The organism is Clostridium sp. AM22-11AC (genome assembly GCF_003473545.1).
GTDB lineage: Bacteria > Bacillota > Clostridia > Lachnospirales > Lachnospiraceae > Enterocloster.
The window spans coordinates 1-17,528 of sequence record NZ_QUCM01000034.1; the positions used below are offsets into that span (position 1 = coordinate 1).

17 protein-coding genes are annotated in these 17,528 nt (G+C 42.5%); 14 read left to right on the forward strand and 3 right to left on the reverse strand.

Features of this window, described 5'->3' with window-relative positions; translation table 11 throughout:
- Nucleotides 1-704 (forward strand): YibE/F family protein (locus tag DW251_RS16845; protein WP_147352245.1); only part of this gene is annotated, 704 nt, incomplete at its 5' end.
- Nucleotides 705-731: 27 nt separating this feature from the next.
- Here the strand turns inward: DW251_RS16845 and DW251_RS16850 are convergent.
- Nucleotides 732-1,676 carry a LysR family transcriptional regulator gene (locus tag DW251_RS16850; RefSeq protein WP_118301818.1) on the reverse strand — a complete coding sequence of 315 codons (945 nt, stop codon included), beginning with the start codon at nt 1,674-1,676 and terminating at the stop codon, nt 732-734.
- Nucleotides 1,677-1,856: 180 nt separating this feature from the next.
- Between DW251_RS16850 and DW251_RS16855 the strand changes: the two genes are divergently transcribed.
- From DW251_RS16855 to DW251_RS16880, 6 genes are all read left to right on the forward strand, one after another.
- Nucleotides 1,857-2,690 carry an ABC transporter permease gene (locus DW251_RS16855; RefSeq protein ID WP_021870465.1) on the forward strand — a complete coding sequence of 278 codons (834 nt, stop codon included), beginning with the start codon at nt 1,857-1,859 and terminating at the stop codon, nt 2,688-2,690.
- Nucleotides 2,683-3,465 (forward strand): ABC transporter permease, encoded by a 783-nt coding sequence (locus DW251_RS16860; RefSeq protein ID WP_021870464.1) that lies wholly within the window; start codon nt 2,683-2,685, stop codon nt 3,463-3,465. The genes DW251_RS16855 and DW251_RS16860 overlap by 8 nt, the downstream gene beginning before the upstream one ends.
- A 49-nt stretch (nt 3,466-3,514) precedes the next feature.
- Nucleotides 3,515-4,555, forward strand: coding sequence for an ABC transporter ATP-binding protein (locus DW251_RS16865; RefSeq protein ID WP_118301819.1), 1,041 nt, complete (start codon nt 3,515-3,517; stop codon nt 4,553-4,555).
- Nucleotides 4,556-4,636: 81 nt separating this feature from the next.
- Nucleotides 4,637-5,740 carry an ABC transporter substrate-binding protein gene (locus DW251_RS16870; RefSeq protein ID WP_118301820.1) on the forward strand — a complete coding sequence of 368 codons (1,104 nt, stop codon included), beginning with the start codon at nt 4,637-4,639 and terminating at the stop codon, nt 5,738-5,740.
- A 10-nt stretch (nt 5,741-5,750) separates the two neighbouring features.
- Nucleotides 5,751-7,517 (forward strand): adenine deaminase C-terminal domain-containing protein, encoded by a 1,767-nt coding sequence (locus DW251_RS16875; protein ID WP_118301821.1) that lies wholly within the window; start codon nt 5,751-5,753, stop codon nt 7,515-7,517.
- Nucleotides 7,518-7,519: 2 nt separating this feature from the next.
- Nucleotides 7,520-8,860: an amidohydrolase gene (locus DW251_RS16880; RefSeq protein WP_118301822.1), complete on the forward strand. Its 1,341-nt coding sequence runs from the start codon at nt 7,520-7,522 to the stop codon at nt 8,858-8,860.
- Between the two features lie 78 nt (nt 8,861-8,938).
- Here DW251_RS16880 and DW251_RS16885 read toward each other — a convergent pair whose 3' ends face one another.
- Together DW251_RS16885 and DW251_RS16890 are read right to left on the reverse strand one after the other, a co-directional pair.
- Nucleotides 8,939-9,592: a DUF6198 family protein gene (locus DW251_RS16885; RefSeq protein ID WP_118301823.1), complete on the reverse strand. Its 654-nt coding sequence runs from the start codon at nt 9,590-9,592 to the stop codon at nt 8,939-8,941.
- A 196-nt stretch (nt 9,593-9,788) separates the two neighbouring features.
- Nucleotides 9,789-11,021 carry an NAD(P)-dependent oxidoreductase gene (locus DW251_RS16890; RefSeq protein ID WP_118301824.1) on the reverse strand — a complete coding sequence of 411 codons (1,233 nt, stop codon included), beginning with the start codon at nt 11,019-11,021 and terminating at the stop codon, nt 9,789-9,791.
- A 270-nt stretch (nt 11,022-11,291) separates the two neighbouring features.
- Here DW251_RS16890 and DW251_RS16895 point away from each other — a divergent pair, with 270 nt between their 5' ends.
- From DW251_RS16895 to DW251_RS16925, 7 genes are all read left to right on the forward strand, one after another.
- On the forward strand, nt 11,292-12,191 hold the full coding sequence (locus tag DW251_RS16895; protein ID WP_118301825.1) for a DUF1266 domain-containing protein: 900 nt from the start codon (nt 11,292-11,294) through the stop codon (nt 12,189-12,191).
- A gap of 9 nt (nt 12,192-12,200) precedes the next feature.
- Nucleotides 12,201-13,184 carry a Gfo/Idh/MocA family oxidoreductase gene (locus DW251_RS16900; protein ID WP_118301826.1) on the forward strand — a complete coding sequence of 328 codons (984 nt, stop codon included), beginning with the start codon at nt 12,201-12,203 and terminating at the stop codon, nt 13,182-13,184.
- Between the two features lie 147 nt (nt 13,185-13,331).
- Complete coding sequence (locus DW251_RS16905; RefSeq protein WP_118301827.1) at nt 13,332-14,189, forward strand: hypothetical protein; 858 nt, start codon at nt 13,332-13,334, stop codon at nt 14,187-14,189.
- 36 nt (nt 14,190-14,225) lie between these two features.
- The gene (locus DW251_RS16910; protein ID WP_118301828.1) at nt 14,226-14,705 is read left to right on the forward strand and encodes a hypothetical protein; all 480 of its coding nucleotides are present in this window, start codon (nt 14,226-14,228) and stop codon (nt 14,703-14,705) included.
- On the forward strand, nt 14,665-15,711 hold the full coding sequence (locus DW251_RS16915; protein ID WP_182433647.1) for a hypothetical protein: 1,047 nt from the start codon (nt 14,665-14,667) through the stop codon (nt 15,709-15,711). Before DW251_RS16910 ends, DW251_RS16915 begins: the two co-directional genes overlap by 41 nt.
- Nucleotides 15,712-15,740: 29 nt before the next feature.
- Nucleotides 15,741-16,022 carry a hypothetical protein gene (locus DW251_RS16920; RefSeq protein WP_147352247.1) on the forward strand — a complete coding sequence of 94 codons (282 nt, stop codon included), beginning with the start codon at nt 15,741-15,743 and terminating at the stop codon, nt 16,020-16,022.
- 93 nt (nt 16,023-16,115) lie between these two features.
- Complete coding sequence (locus tag DW251_RS16925) at nt 16,116-17,438, forward strand: hypothetical protein (RefSeq protein WP_118584502.1); 1,323 nt, start codon at nt 16,116-16,118, stop codon at nt 17,436-17,438.
- Nucleotides 17,439-17,528 lie beyond the last annotated feature (90 nt).

Here is a 17,528-nt window from a genome sequence, read left to right on the forward strand (position 1 = left end):
TAATTTTATCTTACATCAGTTTGGAGGTTTACACAAACTTTAGGATACTCCCGGCCATTCTTTTTATTTATCTTCCCGTAGTCTATATGGGATATTCCCCTTTCTGGACAGCCGTATTTATATGTGCCATTACCACCGCAGTGACCATGTACCTTATAGGCGGTGCTTCTGAAAAAACAGTCTGTGCAGTCCTTGGGACCATATCAGGAGTCCTTATTGCCGGGATCACAGCTACTGTATTTTCCAGATTATCAGGGATCACAGGGTGGAATGTATCAGATATAGAAAGTCTTCTTACTCTTTATGAGACCAATGATATACAGGTAGGCGGACTCTTATTTTCCGGTCTTCTGATCAGTACCTTAGGGGCAGTTATGGACGTAGCTATGTCTATTTCCAGTGCCATGAAAGAGATTTATGACCAGAACCACCAGATTACCCGCATGCAGCTGGTGAAAGCAGGAATGAGGGTGGGCCGTGATATGATGGGAACAGATTCCAATACGCTGATCCTTGCTTTTGCAGGCAGCAGTATTTCCATGCTGATCATGGATTATGCCTATCATCTTCCTTATCTTCAGATCATTAATTCCAATAACATCGGTATCGCTTTGATGCAGGGACTTTCAGGAAGTTTCGGTATCGTATTAAGTGTTCCGGCTACAGTGGCATTCGCCGCATGGATCTATACAGGAAGAAAATAAGATAGATCATTTTGTTTAAAATATTTTTTATATATCGTTGCCCTTTGAAACCGATAGGGAAGTAGCATATTCTTTTAAGATCTCCACATAGTCTCTTGCATGCTGGGAAAGGTATTTCTTTTTCTGGTATGCTACAATGGTTGTGGTAAGAACCGGTTTCTGGCCAATGGAGAAGCAGCATCCTTCCGGGAAAAAACGGGATTCTTCCCGAAAATAACTTTCCGGTGCAAAAGCAGCTCCCAGTCCCTGAATCGCAAGGCGGATGGACATGGCACTGTTTCTGGTGTGAAGGAGTACCGTTGGCTCCATAGAATATTCTTTAAATAAAGACTGTGCGATACCACCGGTATTCTGGTCCGGGTATAACAGGATAAAATTTTCTTTTTCAAGCATTTTCAAGTCCAGCCATGGGTGGCGAAAGCCTTCCTTTGGCTGGGCTTTTTCACATAAGGGGTGGTTTTTATTTAAGACCAGTACGATCTCTTCTTCTCTTAATATCTGATAATCCATATTTTCCGGAAATTTATGTACATTATAGATCGTCAGGTCAATGGAGTTGTCCTCCAGGCTGTTTTCCGCAACGAAATTAATGGCTTCCATAATGTTTAAGGTAACATAAGGATAGCGCTTGTGAAAGCCCATAAGGGATGGCTCGATGAGAGTAGTACCCATCATAATGGGTGCGGCAATATTTAAGCGTCCCTTTTCCTGGTGGGCAATGTCATCAAATTCCTGGCTCCACTGGTCCCCAAAGGCGGCAATGCGCTCTGCGTAGTAGAGATAGCGCTCCCCCATGTAAGTGGGATAGTAGTGGTTTTCCCTGCGGTCAAATAAGGGAGCGCCCAGGCGTTCTTCCAGGTTTTTTAAATATTTGCTTAAAGAGGGCTGGGAAATATACAGGGATTCTGCGGCTTTTCCAATGCTCTGGTGTTTTGCAATGGCAAGAATATAGCGGGCTTCTTTTAATTCCATAGGTGTCCTTTCCAAATTTATATTATAGCTTTACTGCATAAAAATTATAGAAAATATATATTTGACTTATAGTATACCACTTTCTATAATGTATGTGAAATATATAAGTACATTTCATTAAGAAATAAATATTTATTATGTATGCTAATTAATATTTATCAGAGAGGAGAAACAAAAACAATGAAAAAGAGCAGTGCATGGTTTATGCTCACACCGGGACTGGTGATCCTGTTTTTATTTCTGGCGATCCCGCTGCTTCGGGTATTGTTTCCAAGTATCTTTTCCGGAGCATATCCCTTTGACGCCTATGTGGGATTTTTCCAGGATGAGTATTACAGGAAAATCTTTATCCGTACTGTAAAGATCGCAGTGATCACTACCTTTGTCTGCATGGTGGGCGGTATCCCAACCGCTTATTTTATCAGCCGGTGCAGCAAGAAATGGAGAGGGATCCTCCTTGCAGCTTCCATTTTCCCAATGATGACCAACTCTGTAATACGAAGCTTTGCATGGATCAATATCCTGGGAAGTAACGGCATTATCAACAAAGTGCTGGTTGGACTGGGAGTGGTGCCAAAGCCATTAAAACTGCTGTATACAGACTTTTCCATTATCATTGGTTCTGTGTATCTGTTTCTTCCTCTGATGATCGTAACAGTAGCAGGTGTTATGGAAAATATTGACGATGACATGATGGAAGCAGCCTTAAGTCTTGGGGCAGCCCGTATGGAAGCTTTTATGAAGGTGATCTTTCCTATGAGTCTTCCGGGTATCATCGTAGGAGGCATCCTGGTATTTACCGGAACACTGACTGCTTATACAACGCCTCAGTTATTGGGAGGCAACTCCAACATGGTAATGGCGACCCTGATCTATCAGCGTGCCATGTCCGTCAGTGACTGGACCGGTGCTTCTGTGATCGCGCTGATCATGATCGTTGTAACACTGGCTGTGATCCGGGGCTTTAATGCTCTGGCAGCTAAACTGGACCGGAGAGGTGAGAATTATGCGTAAAAATAAACTTTTGACCATATGGGCAGTGCTGGTATTTGCGTTTCTTGCTATTCCTCTGCTGATCATTACAGTAACAGCCTTTGGAGGCGGCAGCGCCATTACATTTCCCATTGAGTCTTTTTCATTAAAATGGTTTGCCAATGTATTCGCCTTAAAATCCTTCCGCCGGTCCTTTATCACCAGCCTGGAAGTGGCATTTCTGGCAACTTTTATCTCCCTTTTGGTTGGTATTCCCGCAGCCTATGCCCTGGCAAGATCCGGCATGAAAGGGAGAGGACTTTTAAAATCCATTTTCCTGTCACCTACTATTGTGCCAGGTATCGTTATCGGCTTTATCATGTACCAGTGCCTGATATTAACTTTAAGGATCCCTGTATTTACAGGACTTTTGGCAGGTCATTTCATGGTAACACTGCCATATGTGATCCGTGTGGTAGGTTCTTCCATGGAGCAGTTTGATTTTTCTATTGAAGAAGCAGCCTGGAGTCTTGGATGTCCGAAGACCGCCGCTTTCTTTAAGGTAGTGCTTCCAAATGTAACAAGCGGTATTTCTTCCGCGTTTATGCTGGCATTTATCAATTCCTTTAATAATATCCCGGTATCCATGTTTTTATCAGGTCCTGGCGTGTCCACCTTCCCGTCAACCCTGATGAATTACATTGAGTACAACTATGATCCTACAGTTTCTGCTGTATCCGTACTTTTAATGGCAGCAACAGTTATCATCATGGTTATTGTAGACCGTACACTGGGTATTGCAGCTCTGGCAAAATAAGTTACAGGTTATAACAGCGCCGGTCAGGCGGATAAAGGAGAAAATGAAAATGGCATTTATGAGTTTAAAGGATATTGATGTTAGTTACGATAAGAAAAAACAGATCTTAAAGGGCTTAAACCTGGATGTGGAAAAAGGAGAGCTGGTGTCTTTACTTGGTCCCAGCGGCTGCGGAAAATCTACCACTCTTCGTGTAGTAGCAGGTTTTATTGATCCACAGGGCGGAAGTTTTTTACTGGATGGGGAAGATATGACAAAGGTTCCGGTCCACAAGAGAAATTTCGGACTGGTATTTCAGAGTTATGCATTATTCCCGCATCTTTCCGTGTATGATAACGTGGCTTTTGGCCTTCGCACCAGAAAAATGGATAAGGAACTGATCGATAAAAAGGTAAAGGATATTTTGGAAGTATGCGGCCTTAGCGACCTGGCAAACCGCTTCCCAAGACAGATGTCAGGTGGCCAGAGACAGAGAGTGGCCTTAGCCCGTTCCTTAGTTATTGAGCCAAAGCTTCTTTTATTAGATGAGCCGTTATCCAATCTGGATGCAAAGCTGCGTCTTTCCATGCGTGTGGAAATCAAGCGCCTGCAGAAAAAGTTAGGTATCACAACTTTATTTGTAACCCATGATCAGGAAGAATGTTTCTCTATTTCCGATAAAGTGGCAGTTATGAATGGTGGTGTCATCGAACAGTATGACACACCGGAAAATATCTATCGCAGACCTGCAACAGAGTTTGTAGCACGTTTTATTGGATTTGAGAATTTCCTGGATGTAGAGAAAAAGGCAGATCATTTATATGTTCTCTCAGATGGAACTGCATTTAAGACAGCCATGGATTTAGACGGCGGGGAATATGCGGCAACCATCCGCCCGGATGATATCCGTCTGGCAGATGATAAGTTTTCCGAAAATGTACTGAGCGGCAAAGTAGGTGTCCGCACCTTCCTTGGAAAGAGCTATCAGTATGAAGTAGAAACAGCAGCCGGTGTTTTAAAGGTAAATATGGGTACAGACCATGTATTTAAAGAGGGCGATATGCTCCGTCTGTATCTTCCGGAGGATAAGCTGATCCTGGTGAGAAGATAAATACATGATTAAGTAAGATCCGGCATTAAAAAGCATTTACGTAAAAATCTTTATAAATCTTTATATAAAAGGAGAATTATTATGAAAAAGAGATTAGCAGTAGTACTTTGTGCAGCAATGATGTTATCTGCATGCGGCGGTGCATCCGGCTCTGATCAGGCGGCAGATACCAAGGGACAGGCAGAAGCAGACTCCAAGGCAGATGATACAGAAGGCTCCAAGGGAGATGGCAAACTGGTCCTTTCTACTTACGGACTGAGCGAAGATATTTCCGAGGATGAAGTATATACTCCTTTTGAGCAGGAATTTGGCTGCGAGATCGTAACAGAAACAGGCGGTACCAACGACCGTTATACTAAATTAGCAGCAGACAGCGAGTCTACCATTGATGTGATCGAACTTTCCCAGGCAATGACTGCAAAGGGTGCTGATGAAGGGCTTTTTGATACCATTGACTTAAGCAAGATCCCAAATGCAGAAAACCTGATCCCGGCTGCAAAAGAGCTGGCTGAAAATGGACAGGGCATTCCTTACACCATCAACAGCATTGGCATCATCTACAATCCGGAACTGACCGGTTTTGAGATCAAGAGCTTTGATGATCTGTGGGACTCCCGTCTGGAAGGAATGGTTTCTATTCCTGAGATCACAACTACCTTTGGACCGGCTATGGTTTATGTAGCTGGTGACCATGCAGGTACTCCTGTAGCAGAGGATGAAGGAAAGGCTGCTTTTGAGGCACTGGCTGAGTTAAAGCCAAACCTTGTTAAGACTTATACAAAGTCTTCTGACCTGATCAATATGTTTACTTCCGGTGAAGTAGCAGCAGCTGTTGTAGGTGATTTCGGTGTTCCTACTATTGTAGCAGCAAACCCGGATCTGGTATATGTAACTCCAGAGGAAACTTACGCAAACTTCAATACCATTAACATTACCAAGAACTGCAAGAACAAAGATCTGGCTTATGAGTACTTAAACTATCGCATCAGCCCTGAACTGCAGACAAAGACTGGTAAGGCATTAAATGAGGCTCCTACCAACAAGAAAGTTACCTTTACTGAGGAAGAAGCAAAGGATATGACCTACGGCGAGACTGCTGACAACGCAAAGATCGTAGATTATTCTTTCGTAAACCCGATCTTAAACAACTGGATCGACCAGTGGAACAGAACCATCAATCAGTAGGAGAAAATATATGACCGCTGATCTTATTATTAAAAACGCAAATGTCTTTATGACCTACAGACAGTGTTTTGAAAAGCGGGATGTGGCAGTTGCAGGGGAAAAGTTTTATTGCGTTTCCCCTGCAATTGTTTATCCTGGGGTAAAGACCATTGACGCTCAGGGAAAATATATGATCCCGGGGCTTATAGACATCCACATGCACATTGAAAGTTCTATGACGACTCCTGTGGAATTTTCCAGGACCACACTTCCCTATGGAGTGACTACCGTTGTAGCAGATGCCCATGAGATCGCCAATGTGTTTGGCATGGAAGGCATAAAAAGCTTTATGAGCCAGAAAACGGAGCAGGATATTTTCTGGGCGATCCCTTCCAGTGTACCGGCTACCAATGAAGAACTGGAGACACCGGGAGCTGCTCTTTATCCTGAGGATGCGAAGAAAATGGCTTCGGATCCGGGGGTTCTCTGTTTGGGAGAGATTATGAATTTTAAGGATCTCAGTGCTGACGGGTACAGTAAGACCAGGGAAATGATCCGGCTTTGCAAAGAAGAGGCACCGTTGATGCGCATTGAGGGTCATTGCCCGGGACTTTCGGGAGAGGATCTGAACCGCTTTATCTATGAGGGCGTAGATGCGGACCATACCCAGCAGACCCCGCAGTCGGTATTGGAAAAAACGGATCTTGGCATGTTTCTGGAGCTGCAGCTTAAGTCTTTGCGGCCTGAGGTGGTAAAGGTGGTCTGTGAAAATCAGCTGTATGAAAATGTAGCTCTGGTGACAGACGATACCATGGCAGATAAACTGGTAAAGAGCCAGTTAAACGGGATCGTAAAGGCAGCCATTGAGGCTGGGATGCCTGTAGAAAAGGCAATTTACTGTGCTACCTGGACACCTGCAAGGCGGATGCATTTAGATGACCGTGGTATGATCGCACCGGGAAAGATCGCTGATTTTGCTCTTTTGGAGTCTCTTAAGGACATGCAGCCGGTTATGGTATTTAAAAAGGGATGCTGTGTGTATGAAAAGGGTGCGTTGGAGAAAGGGCAGGCAGATATGCAGGCGGAAATTCAGGAACAAAGGTCCCTTTCTGTGGGAGATTTTCCAGAGCATTTTTATCATTCGGTCCAGTGCCGGGAGGCTGAAAAAGAGGATTTTCAGATCAAAGCGGAAGATTCGTCAGCTGCATTTGCAGAAGTAAATGTGATAAAAATATCAGATTTTGGTACGGCTACCACACCGGTTAAAAAGAGATTATCCATTAAAAATGGAAATATCTGCTGGAAGGAAGCAGGACTTTCCCTGGCAGTGGTTTATGAGAGATATGGGAAAAATGGAAATGTTGCCAAAGCACTGGTGGAAGGTACTTTTAAGGAGCCGGGAGCAGCAGCTACTACCTGGTCCCATGACAGCCACAATCTTCTTGTAATGGGAAATAATGAGGAAGATATGGAACTTGCCCAGAAACGGGTGAGAGAGCTTCAGGGGGGCTATGTAGTGTATGCCGGCGGAAAGCTGGCGGCCCAGGCCCCTCTTCCTGTAGGCGGTATTTTATCGGATCAGCCTGTTTCTGTGTTAGGCAAACAGCTGGGACAGGTGCGAAAGGCCATGGAAGATCTGGGCTATGACAACAACAATGTGATCATGTCCATGTCTACTTTATGTCTTCCTGTATCCCCAAGACTGAAGCTGACGGATTTCGGGCTGTTAGAGGTGAAGAGCCAGGAGAAAGTGCCTCTGATCCAAACTTATTTTGATAAAAACGGAATGAGGATCTGAAAGTGAAAACGATCATTCAAAATGGAATTGTAGTGACCATGGACCAGCAGATGCAAGTGTGGGATCATGGTTATGTGATAATAGATGGAACAAAAATCGTGGAAACAGGGCCGGAGAGTGAACTGGAATTAAAAAAAGCGGCTCTGGCCCGGGTGGGAGAAAACTGGCAGGAAAAGGATGCACGCAGAGGCATCATTATGCCGGGAATGGTCAATACCCACAGCCACTTAGGGATGATCCCGTTCAGGGGACTGGGAGATGACTGCAAGGACCGCCTGCGGGTATTTCTGCTTCCTATGGAGTCGCAGGCAATGGATGCCGAACTGGCAGCAGCATCTGCCAGATACGGTATCTGTGAACTGCTTCTTTCCGGTGTGACCACAGTTCTTGATATGTATTATTTTGAAGAAAAAGTAGCACATATCATGGATCAGATGGGAATACGTGGAATTGCGGGGGAGACCGTAATGGAAGATGCTACCTGTGACGCCTCCTGTGCAGAGGAAGCGCTGGAACGGGGCCGGGACCTGATCCGGGCTTACAGAAACCACCCAAGAGTGAAAGGGGCGCTGACTCCTCATGGAACCACTACCTGCAGCGGGGAACATATGAAAATGGCTCTGGAAGAAGATCTTAAGGGAAATACGGTATTTACACTCCATACTGCGGAAATGGATTACGAAATGACGTATCTGGCAGAAAAATACCAGATGACACCGGTGGAGTATCTGAATTCTTTTGAACTTTTGGGAGCGCATACGCTGACTGCCCACAGTATCCGCCTGACAGAAGCCGACTGCAGGCTGTTAGCAGAAACGAAAACCAATGTTGCCCACTGTATCGGTTCCAACACCAAGGCAGCCAAAGGAGTAGCGCCGGTGGCTCTGCTTCGCAGCCTGGGGGTAAATGTAGGTCTGGGCACAGACGGACCAGCCAGCGGAAACACTCTGGATCTGTTTACCCAGATGCGTATGTGTGAAAATTTCCACAAAAACACCTTAAAAGACCGAAGTGCTTTTCCTGCAAAAGAGATCGTGAAAATGGCGACAATTGAGGGAGCCAAAGCTTTGGGATTGGGAGATGTGACCGGTTCCCTGGAACCTGGAAAAGAGGCTGATCTGGTAATCATAGAAACCGACTCCCCCAACATGTTCCCCATATACGACCCCTACTCCACCCTGGTCTACAGCGCCTTCGCCTCCAATGTACGGGATGTGTATGTAGCCGGAGAATGCCTGGTAGAAGAAAAACGGCTGGTAAAAGAAGATCTGATGGATGTCCGGATGGCGTTAAAAGAGAAGATGGAACGGACGAAATTTAAGGAAATGAAGGCTCTGACCTGATGGGTTGGAGTCTTTTTCTATGATAGAATAGCAAAAAGCCGCCTGTTTTGGCGGCTTTTAGTATGTTTATGGTTGTATTTACTTACTTAATACGGATACAAATTCCACTTTTTTATCAATCGCATCCCCGATTACACCAATGGTCTTTCCCATGGTAAAGGCTGCTGCTACTGTACCAATTCCAAGGCCGGAGATATGTCCAAGGCAGAGGAAGGTCATGCAGGCGGTAACAAAAAGACAGGTTACGTCAAAGGTGATCTTGACTTTGGAATAAGGCTTTTTAATAATCTCGGAGAGATCTCTTGGGAACAGGTCGGTTGGGATGACCGGGAGTTTGCAGCGGTTGGAAAGGGCGATACCGAAGCAGAGGATCAGATAGCTTGCCACAAAGTAGAACACCCGAAGGGGAATGGTAAGTGGCAGTGTGTTGATCCAGATCTCATGAATATCTACCATTTTTCCAAAGGCAAAACCGGCTACGAAACTAAATAGGTAGCTGGGAACAAAGCGTTTTTTTAAGATCATCAGGCTTAAAACAAGAAGTCCCTGGAAAATATAGGTCCAGGTGCCAAGGGTCAAAGTCGGAAATACAAGGGAAAATGCGTAGGGGACGCTGGAAATAGCGGAAATGCCGGAGCCGGAGCGCAGCATTAAAACAACGCCCATGCTGTTGATGAGGATAACGATCAGCAGGGCAAGTTCTCCGCGGAGGGTGACTTTTTTCTGATTCATAATGATTACTCTCTTTTCTTTTTGTAAATTGATGAAAGTTAAAAAATATGTACATTCACAAAGTTTGTTTGCCATTTTTATAACAGAACAAACTTTGAAAACACATAAAAGGGGGATGCAGCGAAACATTTTATTTTGCAACATCCCCGATTATACTCTTGGTTTATAAGATTTTCAAGAAAATTGTGTTACAGTCTTATTCCCCATCTTTCAGACTCTGCATATACTGGTGCATAGACTCGGCAACTATTTTACTGTGAGCAACTGCCTCAACCACAGTACGTGCGCCGTTCACAACATCACCGGAAGCAAAAATACCCGGGCGGGTGGTATGTCCGGTCTCATCGGCTACCAACAGGCCTCTTTTATCTGCAGCCAGACCCTGTGTTGTGTTGACGATCCGGTTCTGCGGTCCCTGGCTGATAGAAATAATCACGCTGTCAGCCGGGAAGAAATGAGTGGAGTCCGGAACGTCAGTAAAGGTGCCGTCTTCATTTTCAATCACATCTTTAAAGATAACACCGTCATCTTTGATCTCCACAGGAGCCATATTGTACTCAAACTGAACGCCCTCTAACTGAGCATAACTGAACTCATGCTTGCTTGCAGCCACCTGTTTTGTGATAGAGAAGCAGGTCAGCTCCTGAACACCCTTGCGTATGGCAGTTCTTGCAACGTCCATAGCTGCGTTTCCGGCACCGATGACAATGACACGTTTTCCTAACTGGTAGCTGTCCGGATTGTTTAGATAATTAATGCCGAAGTGAACATTTCCCAGAGTTTCCCCTTTAATATGAAGGGCGTTTGGCTTCCACACGCCGGTTCCTACGAAAATGGCCTTATAGCCGTCACGGAACAGGTCATCAATACCGATGGCGCCGCCGATATGTGTATTCGGACGGAATTTAATGCCTTTTAAGTCTAAGTGGCGGTATTTAAAATCATCCAGGACAGATTTTGGCAGACGGAATTCCGGGATACCGTAACGAAGGACACCGCCAACTTTATCTTTTCCTTCAAAAATAGTAACATCATAGCCATATCTTGCAAGGATAACAGCAATGGTAAGGCCGGCAGGACCGGAACCGATGATAGCAGCCCGCATACAATTGGAAGGAGCAGGTCCCTGGGTCATTTTATTGGCATAAGTTGTGGAAATATAGCTTTCAATGGTAGAAAAATGGACCGGAGCACCCTTACGTCCGAGAACGCAGTGGCCTTCGCACTGGTTTTCATGGTTGCATACAAGACTGCATACAGTAGTCAGCGGATTATTTTCAAAAAGCATTTTACCTGCTTCATCTAATTTATTTGCCTTTAAAAGTTTGATCACTTCCGGGATGGGAGTGCTGATAGGACACCCTTTCTGACACTGGGGAACCTTACATCCCAGACAACGGTTTGCTTCATCCATAACATGTAATGCCATTTACAAAACCTCCATACTCATCATAAATCTTAGTTCATACATTTTTCTGGACCCATTCTATCACAGATTACTTTTTGTGACCAGTGTCTAAAACAATGTATTTAATTCTATAACGAATGATAAAAAATGCACAAAAATGTGATAAAAAATGCACAAAGATAAGTTGCAAAAGGAAAGAATGAAAGAATTTCGTCAGAAATGTGTAAGTTGGAAAATGGAAAGGCCTGTGTTATACTATGTTTGAGGAGATACAACGAGAGGAAGATCGTTATGGATAAAAAATTTTTAAGACACATAAGCAGCATGATGCTTCTTGTCTGTACGCTGGCAGCAGTCAGTCCTGTGACTGCTTTTGCCGGATGGCAGAAAGAAGGCGATACTTACGCTTATTACGAAGACGATGGGACCAGAGTGGAAAATGCTTTCCGCAAATCAGGAAACCAGTGGTTCTATCTGGATGAAAATGGCCATCTTTTAAAGAACTGTGAACGTGAGATCGATGGAAAGATCTACGTTTTCAATGAAAGAGGTGCAGTGGTTCCTTCCGCTACCAGAAAAGCAGGAAGCAGTGAAAGTTCTGAGTCTGATTTTTCTGCCATCAGCAGCAGACAGCAGTATCTGAACAAAACAGCAAATCCTTATATGAACAATAAGACCGTTCAGTGGATCAATGCTACCTATGCCATTCTTACAAAGCACAATGGCGGAAATATCCGTGCTTTTGGCGGAAGCCTTAAGGTGGACGGAAAAGAGGAAAACGGCGCGGAGATCGACAAGACTACCAGAGATCAGACCCGCAAGATGTTAAAACAGAGCTGGGGTGTTACTGACAGGGCTTCTGCAGATGAGGCCTTAAATGAACTCTTGGAGTCAGCAAAGGAAAGCGGTTCTGCCTGGGATTACAGCAGGGCAGAGTCTAATCTGGGATTTTATTATCTGGCAGATTATTACACAGAAAAAGAGGCTTTAGATAAGGCACTGGAAATTGCAAAGGAGATCCAGAGTACCTTTGGATCCTGGGACTCTTTTGTACAGAGCTATCTGGAAGGTTATGAAGCAGGTTCCGGTGATACTTCCGGTGACAGGGAAGAAATCTACGAAAACCTGAAGGCATGCCAGTGGAATCCGTATTCCGTGAGCTGGAATACAAAATTAAAAAAGAATTGGTAGGTATAGCTTATGAAATGGGGAATTTTGGCAACAGGAACCATTGCAGAGAAATTTGCAGATACAGTAAACCATATGGAGCAGGAAGATGAGACTTTGATCGCCTGTGCTTCCCGCAATTTAGAGCATGGAAAAGCATTTGCTTCCAAATACGGGATCCCGAAGGTTTACGGAAGTTATGCACAGATGATGACAGACAGCGAAGTAGATGCGGTTTATATTGCAACGCCAAACAGTTTCCATTATGAAAATTGCCGTATGTGCCTGGAAGCAGGAAAACATGTACTTTGCGAAAAGCCATTTACCCTTTGCGTGGATCAGGCAGAAGAACTGTATGAGCTGGCAGAGGAAAAAGGCCTGTTTATTATGGAAGCTTTCTGGATCCGGTTTTTGCCGGCATATGATAAACTGCGGGCCATGTTAAGAGATGGCGTGATCGGAGAGGTAAAGCGGATCACTTCCCAGTTTGGATTTACAGTGGAAGGCGCCAGAAGAGAACGCAAGTTTAAGTCTGAATTAGGCGGCGGAGCGTTATTAGACATTGGTATCTACAATCTTGGATTTTTTCATATGATCACAGAAGCTGCGCCGGAAGGATTTCAGTCAGAAGTACATATGACAGAATATGGTACCGATGATTACAGCGAAGTAGAACTGGAATATCCGGGAGGCTGCAGCGCTCATTGCATCCAGGCGATCGGAAAGAAATTAGAACGCCACGCAAAGATCGAAGGAACAAAAGGCGATATCCTGATGGATGATTTCCAGCATCTGCAGGAATTTACCGTTCAGTTAAAAGATGGATCCTCTTATCTTGTAAAAGAGCCGTTTAAGGTAAATGGTTTTGAATATGAGATCGTAGAGACAAGCCGCTGTGTCAGCTGTGGTTTAAATACCAGTGACCGTTATACAAAAGAAGATTGCCTGACGATCCTGCGGTTAATGGATGATATCAGGGAGTCATGGGATATGACCTTTGAAGGTGAAGAAAAATAAAATAGAGAAGGTTAGTTTTAAGGCGGGATTTCAGAGACGGGATCCCGTCTTTTTTGTATTTTCCAGAATTATTTTCTGGAAAAACAAAAGGAGTCATGTGGTGTACAATATAAGGCAAAGAAGAGATCAGTAAAGGGGATGAAAAAAATGACAATTTTTGAGTATTTATATGGGGACGTATATTATACAGATGAATATGGAAACGCTTATTTTGATTCCTGTGTGGATATTGATTATGAATTAGATGAAATACCGGAAATTGTAAATTTAGGGGATCATACCTATTTCATGGCGAAGGAGGATTTAGATCTCTATAACCAGTATGATATTAAGGTGGATGGGGTTAGTGAGGATGATCTGAGGTTCTTACATTATACCAGAAGACCCTATTACCAGATGCGGGGACGTTCCGTTTCCAGAGAGCAGGCATTTGATATCATCCGACGGACGGACAATTTCTTTAACTGGGACATGGAAACAATAGGAAATCGCAAAGAGTTTGTACGTTGCATTAATTTTGATAACTGGCTCATTATGAAAAATCATTATCCCAAAGGATACGGCTGGATCCACGCTGATGGCACAGTCGGGGCCAATGCGATCACTCAGAAGTGGCCGACGATGATAGAGCTTGTAACAGAATGGTTTTACAAGTTAAAATCATTTCCTTATCTGGACCTTGTCATCGGGATTACAAATTGGGATGAGATCTCCTGGGATGAAGACGACACCTTTGAAAAAGCAATCCAGATGGGGATTTATGTACATGATAAGTGCATTGAGCTCTTAAACAAGCAGAATGCCTGGGCGAAGTACCAAGAATACGATGAGAAATACGGTGCAGATCCGGAACGATTTGAAACGGATTACTATCAGAAAAATGGGATCGTTCAGGTAGATGAAGCCTATTTGAGAAAGTGCATTGAGTCTTATGGTTTGGATCCGGATGAGGAATTGAGTAAGGTTCGGCCTTATATATGGAAGGGAGAAGAGAGTTCAAAGTAGGTTTTGGGGATATATGTAGAAAGGACGGAAGAAATAATGGAAGAAAACAAAATGATCTACAAAAATGAAGATGGCAATTATCACATCAGGATCTTAATGTTACAGGAGCAGTGCAAACAATTAAAGTTAGCATATCCCCTGGAAGTGGATGTATGTGTGTGTGAAGCAGAACGAAGTAAAGAGTGGGAGGAAAGTATCCGGGAAAAAATCGAAGATGCGTTATATGAGATGGTCGCTCCTGTGGATGAGGATGATTTCTATTCGGATGTATACAGAGCATGGTTTGAGGAAATTGCGTGGAACTGGGAGCTGGAAAAAGAAGGGTTCCTGCCGGAAGAAAAGGATCCTTTCTCTGAAATGAATATGGATAGGACTTTATTGGCCTATCGCCGTTTGTGTGCCTGCCTGACTATAGTGGGAAAACAAAAGGAAATAGAGCGTGTTTTTAATGACGGGGCATATGCGGAAGAACTTTTTGAACGATTTGGTATTCAGGACTCGCCTTATCGGCTTTGAATATCATTTGGACAGTAAGAGGGAGCTAATGCAGGGAAAAAGTGTTTTTGGCTATAAAGTATTTGGACCTGGCTGGTTATGTGAAAATTCATCATTGCGGGATGTAGATAGTAGAGATGGTGAAATAATAGTATACGGTTTTGGTATGGATTTTTATAAAAGTCTCACAGAGTGTTTTAAGTATTATGATTTTGATAACAACAACAGAGTAGCGGAGGTTGTTGCAAGCCAAAATATAAAGACTGAGGGAGACAGGTCCTTTGCAGATGAAATATATATAATCCGTGAAATTCCCTGGGATGAGGTGGAGCGTATTGTTAATGCTGAAAAAAATCACCCAGATGACGAGAATGGTGATGAATGCGATTCTGAAGGTATTAATATAGGGGAATATAATACAGGTCGTTACAATACAGGGGATTTGAATGTTGGAAACAGAAACCAAGGAACTTGCAATGTTGGTGACATGAACCGGGGGCATGAAAACGTCGGGAATTGTAATAGAGGCAATTTCAACACCGGAAATAAAAATAATGGGAGTTGGAATACCGGGGAGAGTAATACCGGAGGTTTTAATACGGGAAATGGAAATAAAGGAATGGGGAATAGTGGAAACTGGAATGTTGGAAGCTACAATATCGGAGACTGGAACCAGACTTCTTATTCAACCGGTGCTTTTAATACAGAGATGCCAAAAATCACATTATTCAATAAACCTTCCAATATGACCGGATTAGAATGGAAAATGAGTGCTGCAAAGGTGATATTGGACACCATACCAGTAAGAGGGAACGAATGGATACCAAAAAAGTATATGACTGAGACCGAAAAGAAAGAACATCCTACTTATAAAACAGAGGGAGGTTTTTTAAAATCATTCAGGCGGCTGGAAAATGCGCAAAGATGGTGGAATGAACTGCCGGATGAGGATAAGCAGGAAATTAAGGGAATACCAAACTTTGACGCCGATATATTCTTTCAATGCACAGGGATCAGGGTAGATTGATAGTGTAAAGTCAGTAATATGAAAACAACATGGAAATGATAAAAAGGAAGGAAAGAGAGAGTATGGCAATGACTTATAAAAAGTTGAAGGAAATTATTGAACGGAACGGTGTTCCGGAAGATGTTCATTTGATGTCCAATAGTGGTTGGGAATGCAGTGCTACAGAGATGGATGGAGTTTATTGGAACCCGGAGGCTAACGAAGTTCACTTTATACAGGAGAGTGATTACACTACGGGTGAAGAGTATACGATTGAGGATAGAGGGAGTAAAAGAGGGGAGCATAGGAAGGGGTGGGTTATATTAAAATAAAGTAAATAAAAATTTTTCACCCAGCTGTTATATGATCAAAATATATGGTACAATTATGGATATATTTTGATGATAATGGAGGCGCTGGGTGAGATGAAAAAGTATAAGGCAAATGTGATCAATATAGAAGCGTTGATGGAAAAAAAGTATGATGAATTTAAAAGCATTTCAGATGAAGAGTCTATGCATAAATTCTTACAAAGTTTTAAAAAAGACGATGAAATAACAGAAATGACTGTAAAAGCGTTAATAAAGGGTGTTAAAAGCATTTCAGATGTAGAGTCTATGCTTAAATTCTTACAAATACCAAATTTGAGTTTAACTACATATGGCAATATTAAAAAAGACGGTGTGGCAACAGAAAAGGCTATAGAAGCGTTAATAGAATTTCTTAAATGTGATGAAAAAAATTTAATATTAGAAGAAATAACAGACGTGACTGAAAGTGAAAAACGAAAAAAGCAACATTCAAAATTGAGTAAAAACATAAAAAATACAGATCAGTCCATTGTTGATGAGATTTCTGAACTTTTAAAACAAATAACTACAACAGATCCTATAGAATACTTTGAAGATGTAAATTATATTGGATATAAAAAAATAAAAGAAGGAAAATATAAAATTGCTGTGTCAATGGATGAAGGATGGCTTCGAGAAAATTACGTGATAGAGGTAAATGAACAGGAAGGTAGCGAACAATGGAAAGAACAAATGCTAACAAAAATTGATCTTAAATTACATGGAACACTTGATACTATAGAAGATAAATTAGATCAGAATAAAAAAGAAGAAAATAAAAAACTTATTGCCAAGTATGAGAAACTTATTGCCAGTGTTTGGAAACGGCCATTAAAAGAAGTTGATCAAGATTTGTGTCCTCCAAAAGTAAAAAGAGTAGTAATAAAATCGTTGCAGGAACTTTTAGAAAATATTGATGAAATAAAACAGAGGACAATAGAATATACCTGTTTGGAAAATGAAGAATATTTAGTTACGTTACCTTTTGATAAAGAGGATTGTGAGAAATTGGGGTGTGATGAATATCCATTACAGTTAACCTGTTCTTTGGAGCATGTGGAGAATTCTACTGATTTTGAAAATGATTTGTTTGATAGTATCATAGATCAGTTTTGTTCAGAATATTTTGAAAGTGGGGACAAGGAAATAAAAATTGTAGAAGAAAAACTACAAGATTTGTATAGCTTCCAACTTAAGGAATGTGACCCTGATGTGGATGAATTAACAGAGGAGGAAACAAAGAATATTTGCAAGGCATACCAAATGTTGCTTTATTTTATGGAAAAACAGGGTAAGGTAAGCCAAAGTGAAAAGAATAAACTGGTAAAAGATATAGATTATGCGGAGCAGAAATTCAAAGAATTTGGAATTCCTTCACCGTTTGAGAAAATTAAATGATAATTATGTGGAAAGAGCTTGTAAAAATGCAGTAAATGAGACCGTTTCAAGTTTTGTGTAAACGTTAAAAACTGATATAAGATTTGTGAA

Excerpts from the sequence above, each read along its gene's own strand:
- DW251_RS16885 (WP_118301823.1), bottom strand. The coding sequence starts at position 9,592 with ATGAATCAGAAAAAAGTCACCCTCCGCGGAGAACTTGCCCTGCTGATC.
- DW251_RS16900 (WP_118301826.1), top strand. The coding sequence starts at position 12,201 with ATGAAATGGGGAATTTTGGCAACAGGAACCATTGCAGAGAAATTTGCA.
- DW251_RS16925 (WP_118584502.1), top strand. The coding sequence starts at position 16,116 with ATGAAAAAGTATAAGGCAAATGTGATCAATATAGAAGCGTTGATGGAA.
- DW251_RS16850 (WP_118301818.1), bottom strand. The coding sequence starts at position 1,676 with ATGGAATTAAAAGAAGCCCGCTATATTCTTGCCATTGCAAAACACCAG.
- DW251_RS16890 (WP_118301824.1), bottom strand. The coding sequence starts at position 11,021 with ATGGCATTACATGTTATGGATGAAGCAAACCGTTGTCTGGGATGTAAG.
- DW251_RS16865 (WP_118301819.1), top strand. The coding sequence starts at position 3,515 with ATGGCATTTATGAGTTTAAAGGATATTGATGTTAGTTACGATAAGAAA.
- DW251_RS16860 (WP_021870464.1), top strand. The coding sequence starts at position 2,683 with ATGCGTAAAAATAAACTTTTGACCATATGGGCAGTGCTGGTATTTGCG.
- DW251_RS16910 (WP_118301828.1), top strand. The coding sequence starts at position 14,226 with ATGGAAGAAAACAAAATGATCTACAAAAATGAAGATGGCAATTATCAC.
- DW251_RS16895 (WP_118301825.1), top strand. The coding sequence starts at position 11,292 with ATGGATAAAAAATTTTTAAGACACATAAGCAGCATGATGCTTCTTGTC.
- DW251_RS16905 (WP_118301827.1), top strand. The coding sequence starts at position 13,332 with ATGACAATTTTTGAGTATTTATATGGGGACGTATATTATACAGATGAA.
- DW251_RS16870 (WP_118301820.1), top strand. The coding sequence starts at position 4,637 with ATGAAAAAGAGATTAGCAGTAGTACTTTGTGCAGCAATGATGTTATCT.
- DW251_RS16875 (WP_118301821.1), top strand. The coding sequence starts at position 5,751 with ATGACCGCTGATCTTATTATTAAAAACGCAAATGTCTTTATGACCTAC.
- DW251_RS16920 (WP_147352247.1), top strand. The coding sequence starts at position 15,741 with ATGGAAATGATAAAAAGGAAGGAAAGAGAGAGTATGGCAATGACTTAT.
- DW251_RS16855 (WP_021870465.1), top strand. The coding sequence starts at position 1,857 with ATGAAAAAGAGCAGTGCATGGTTTATGCTCACACCGGGACTGGTGATC.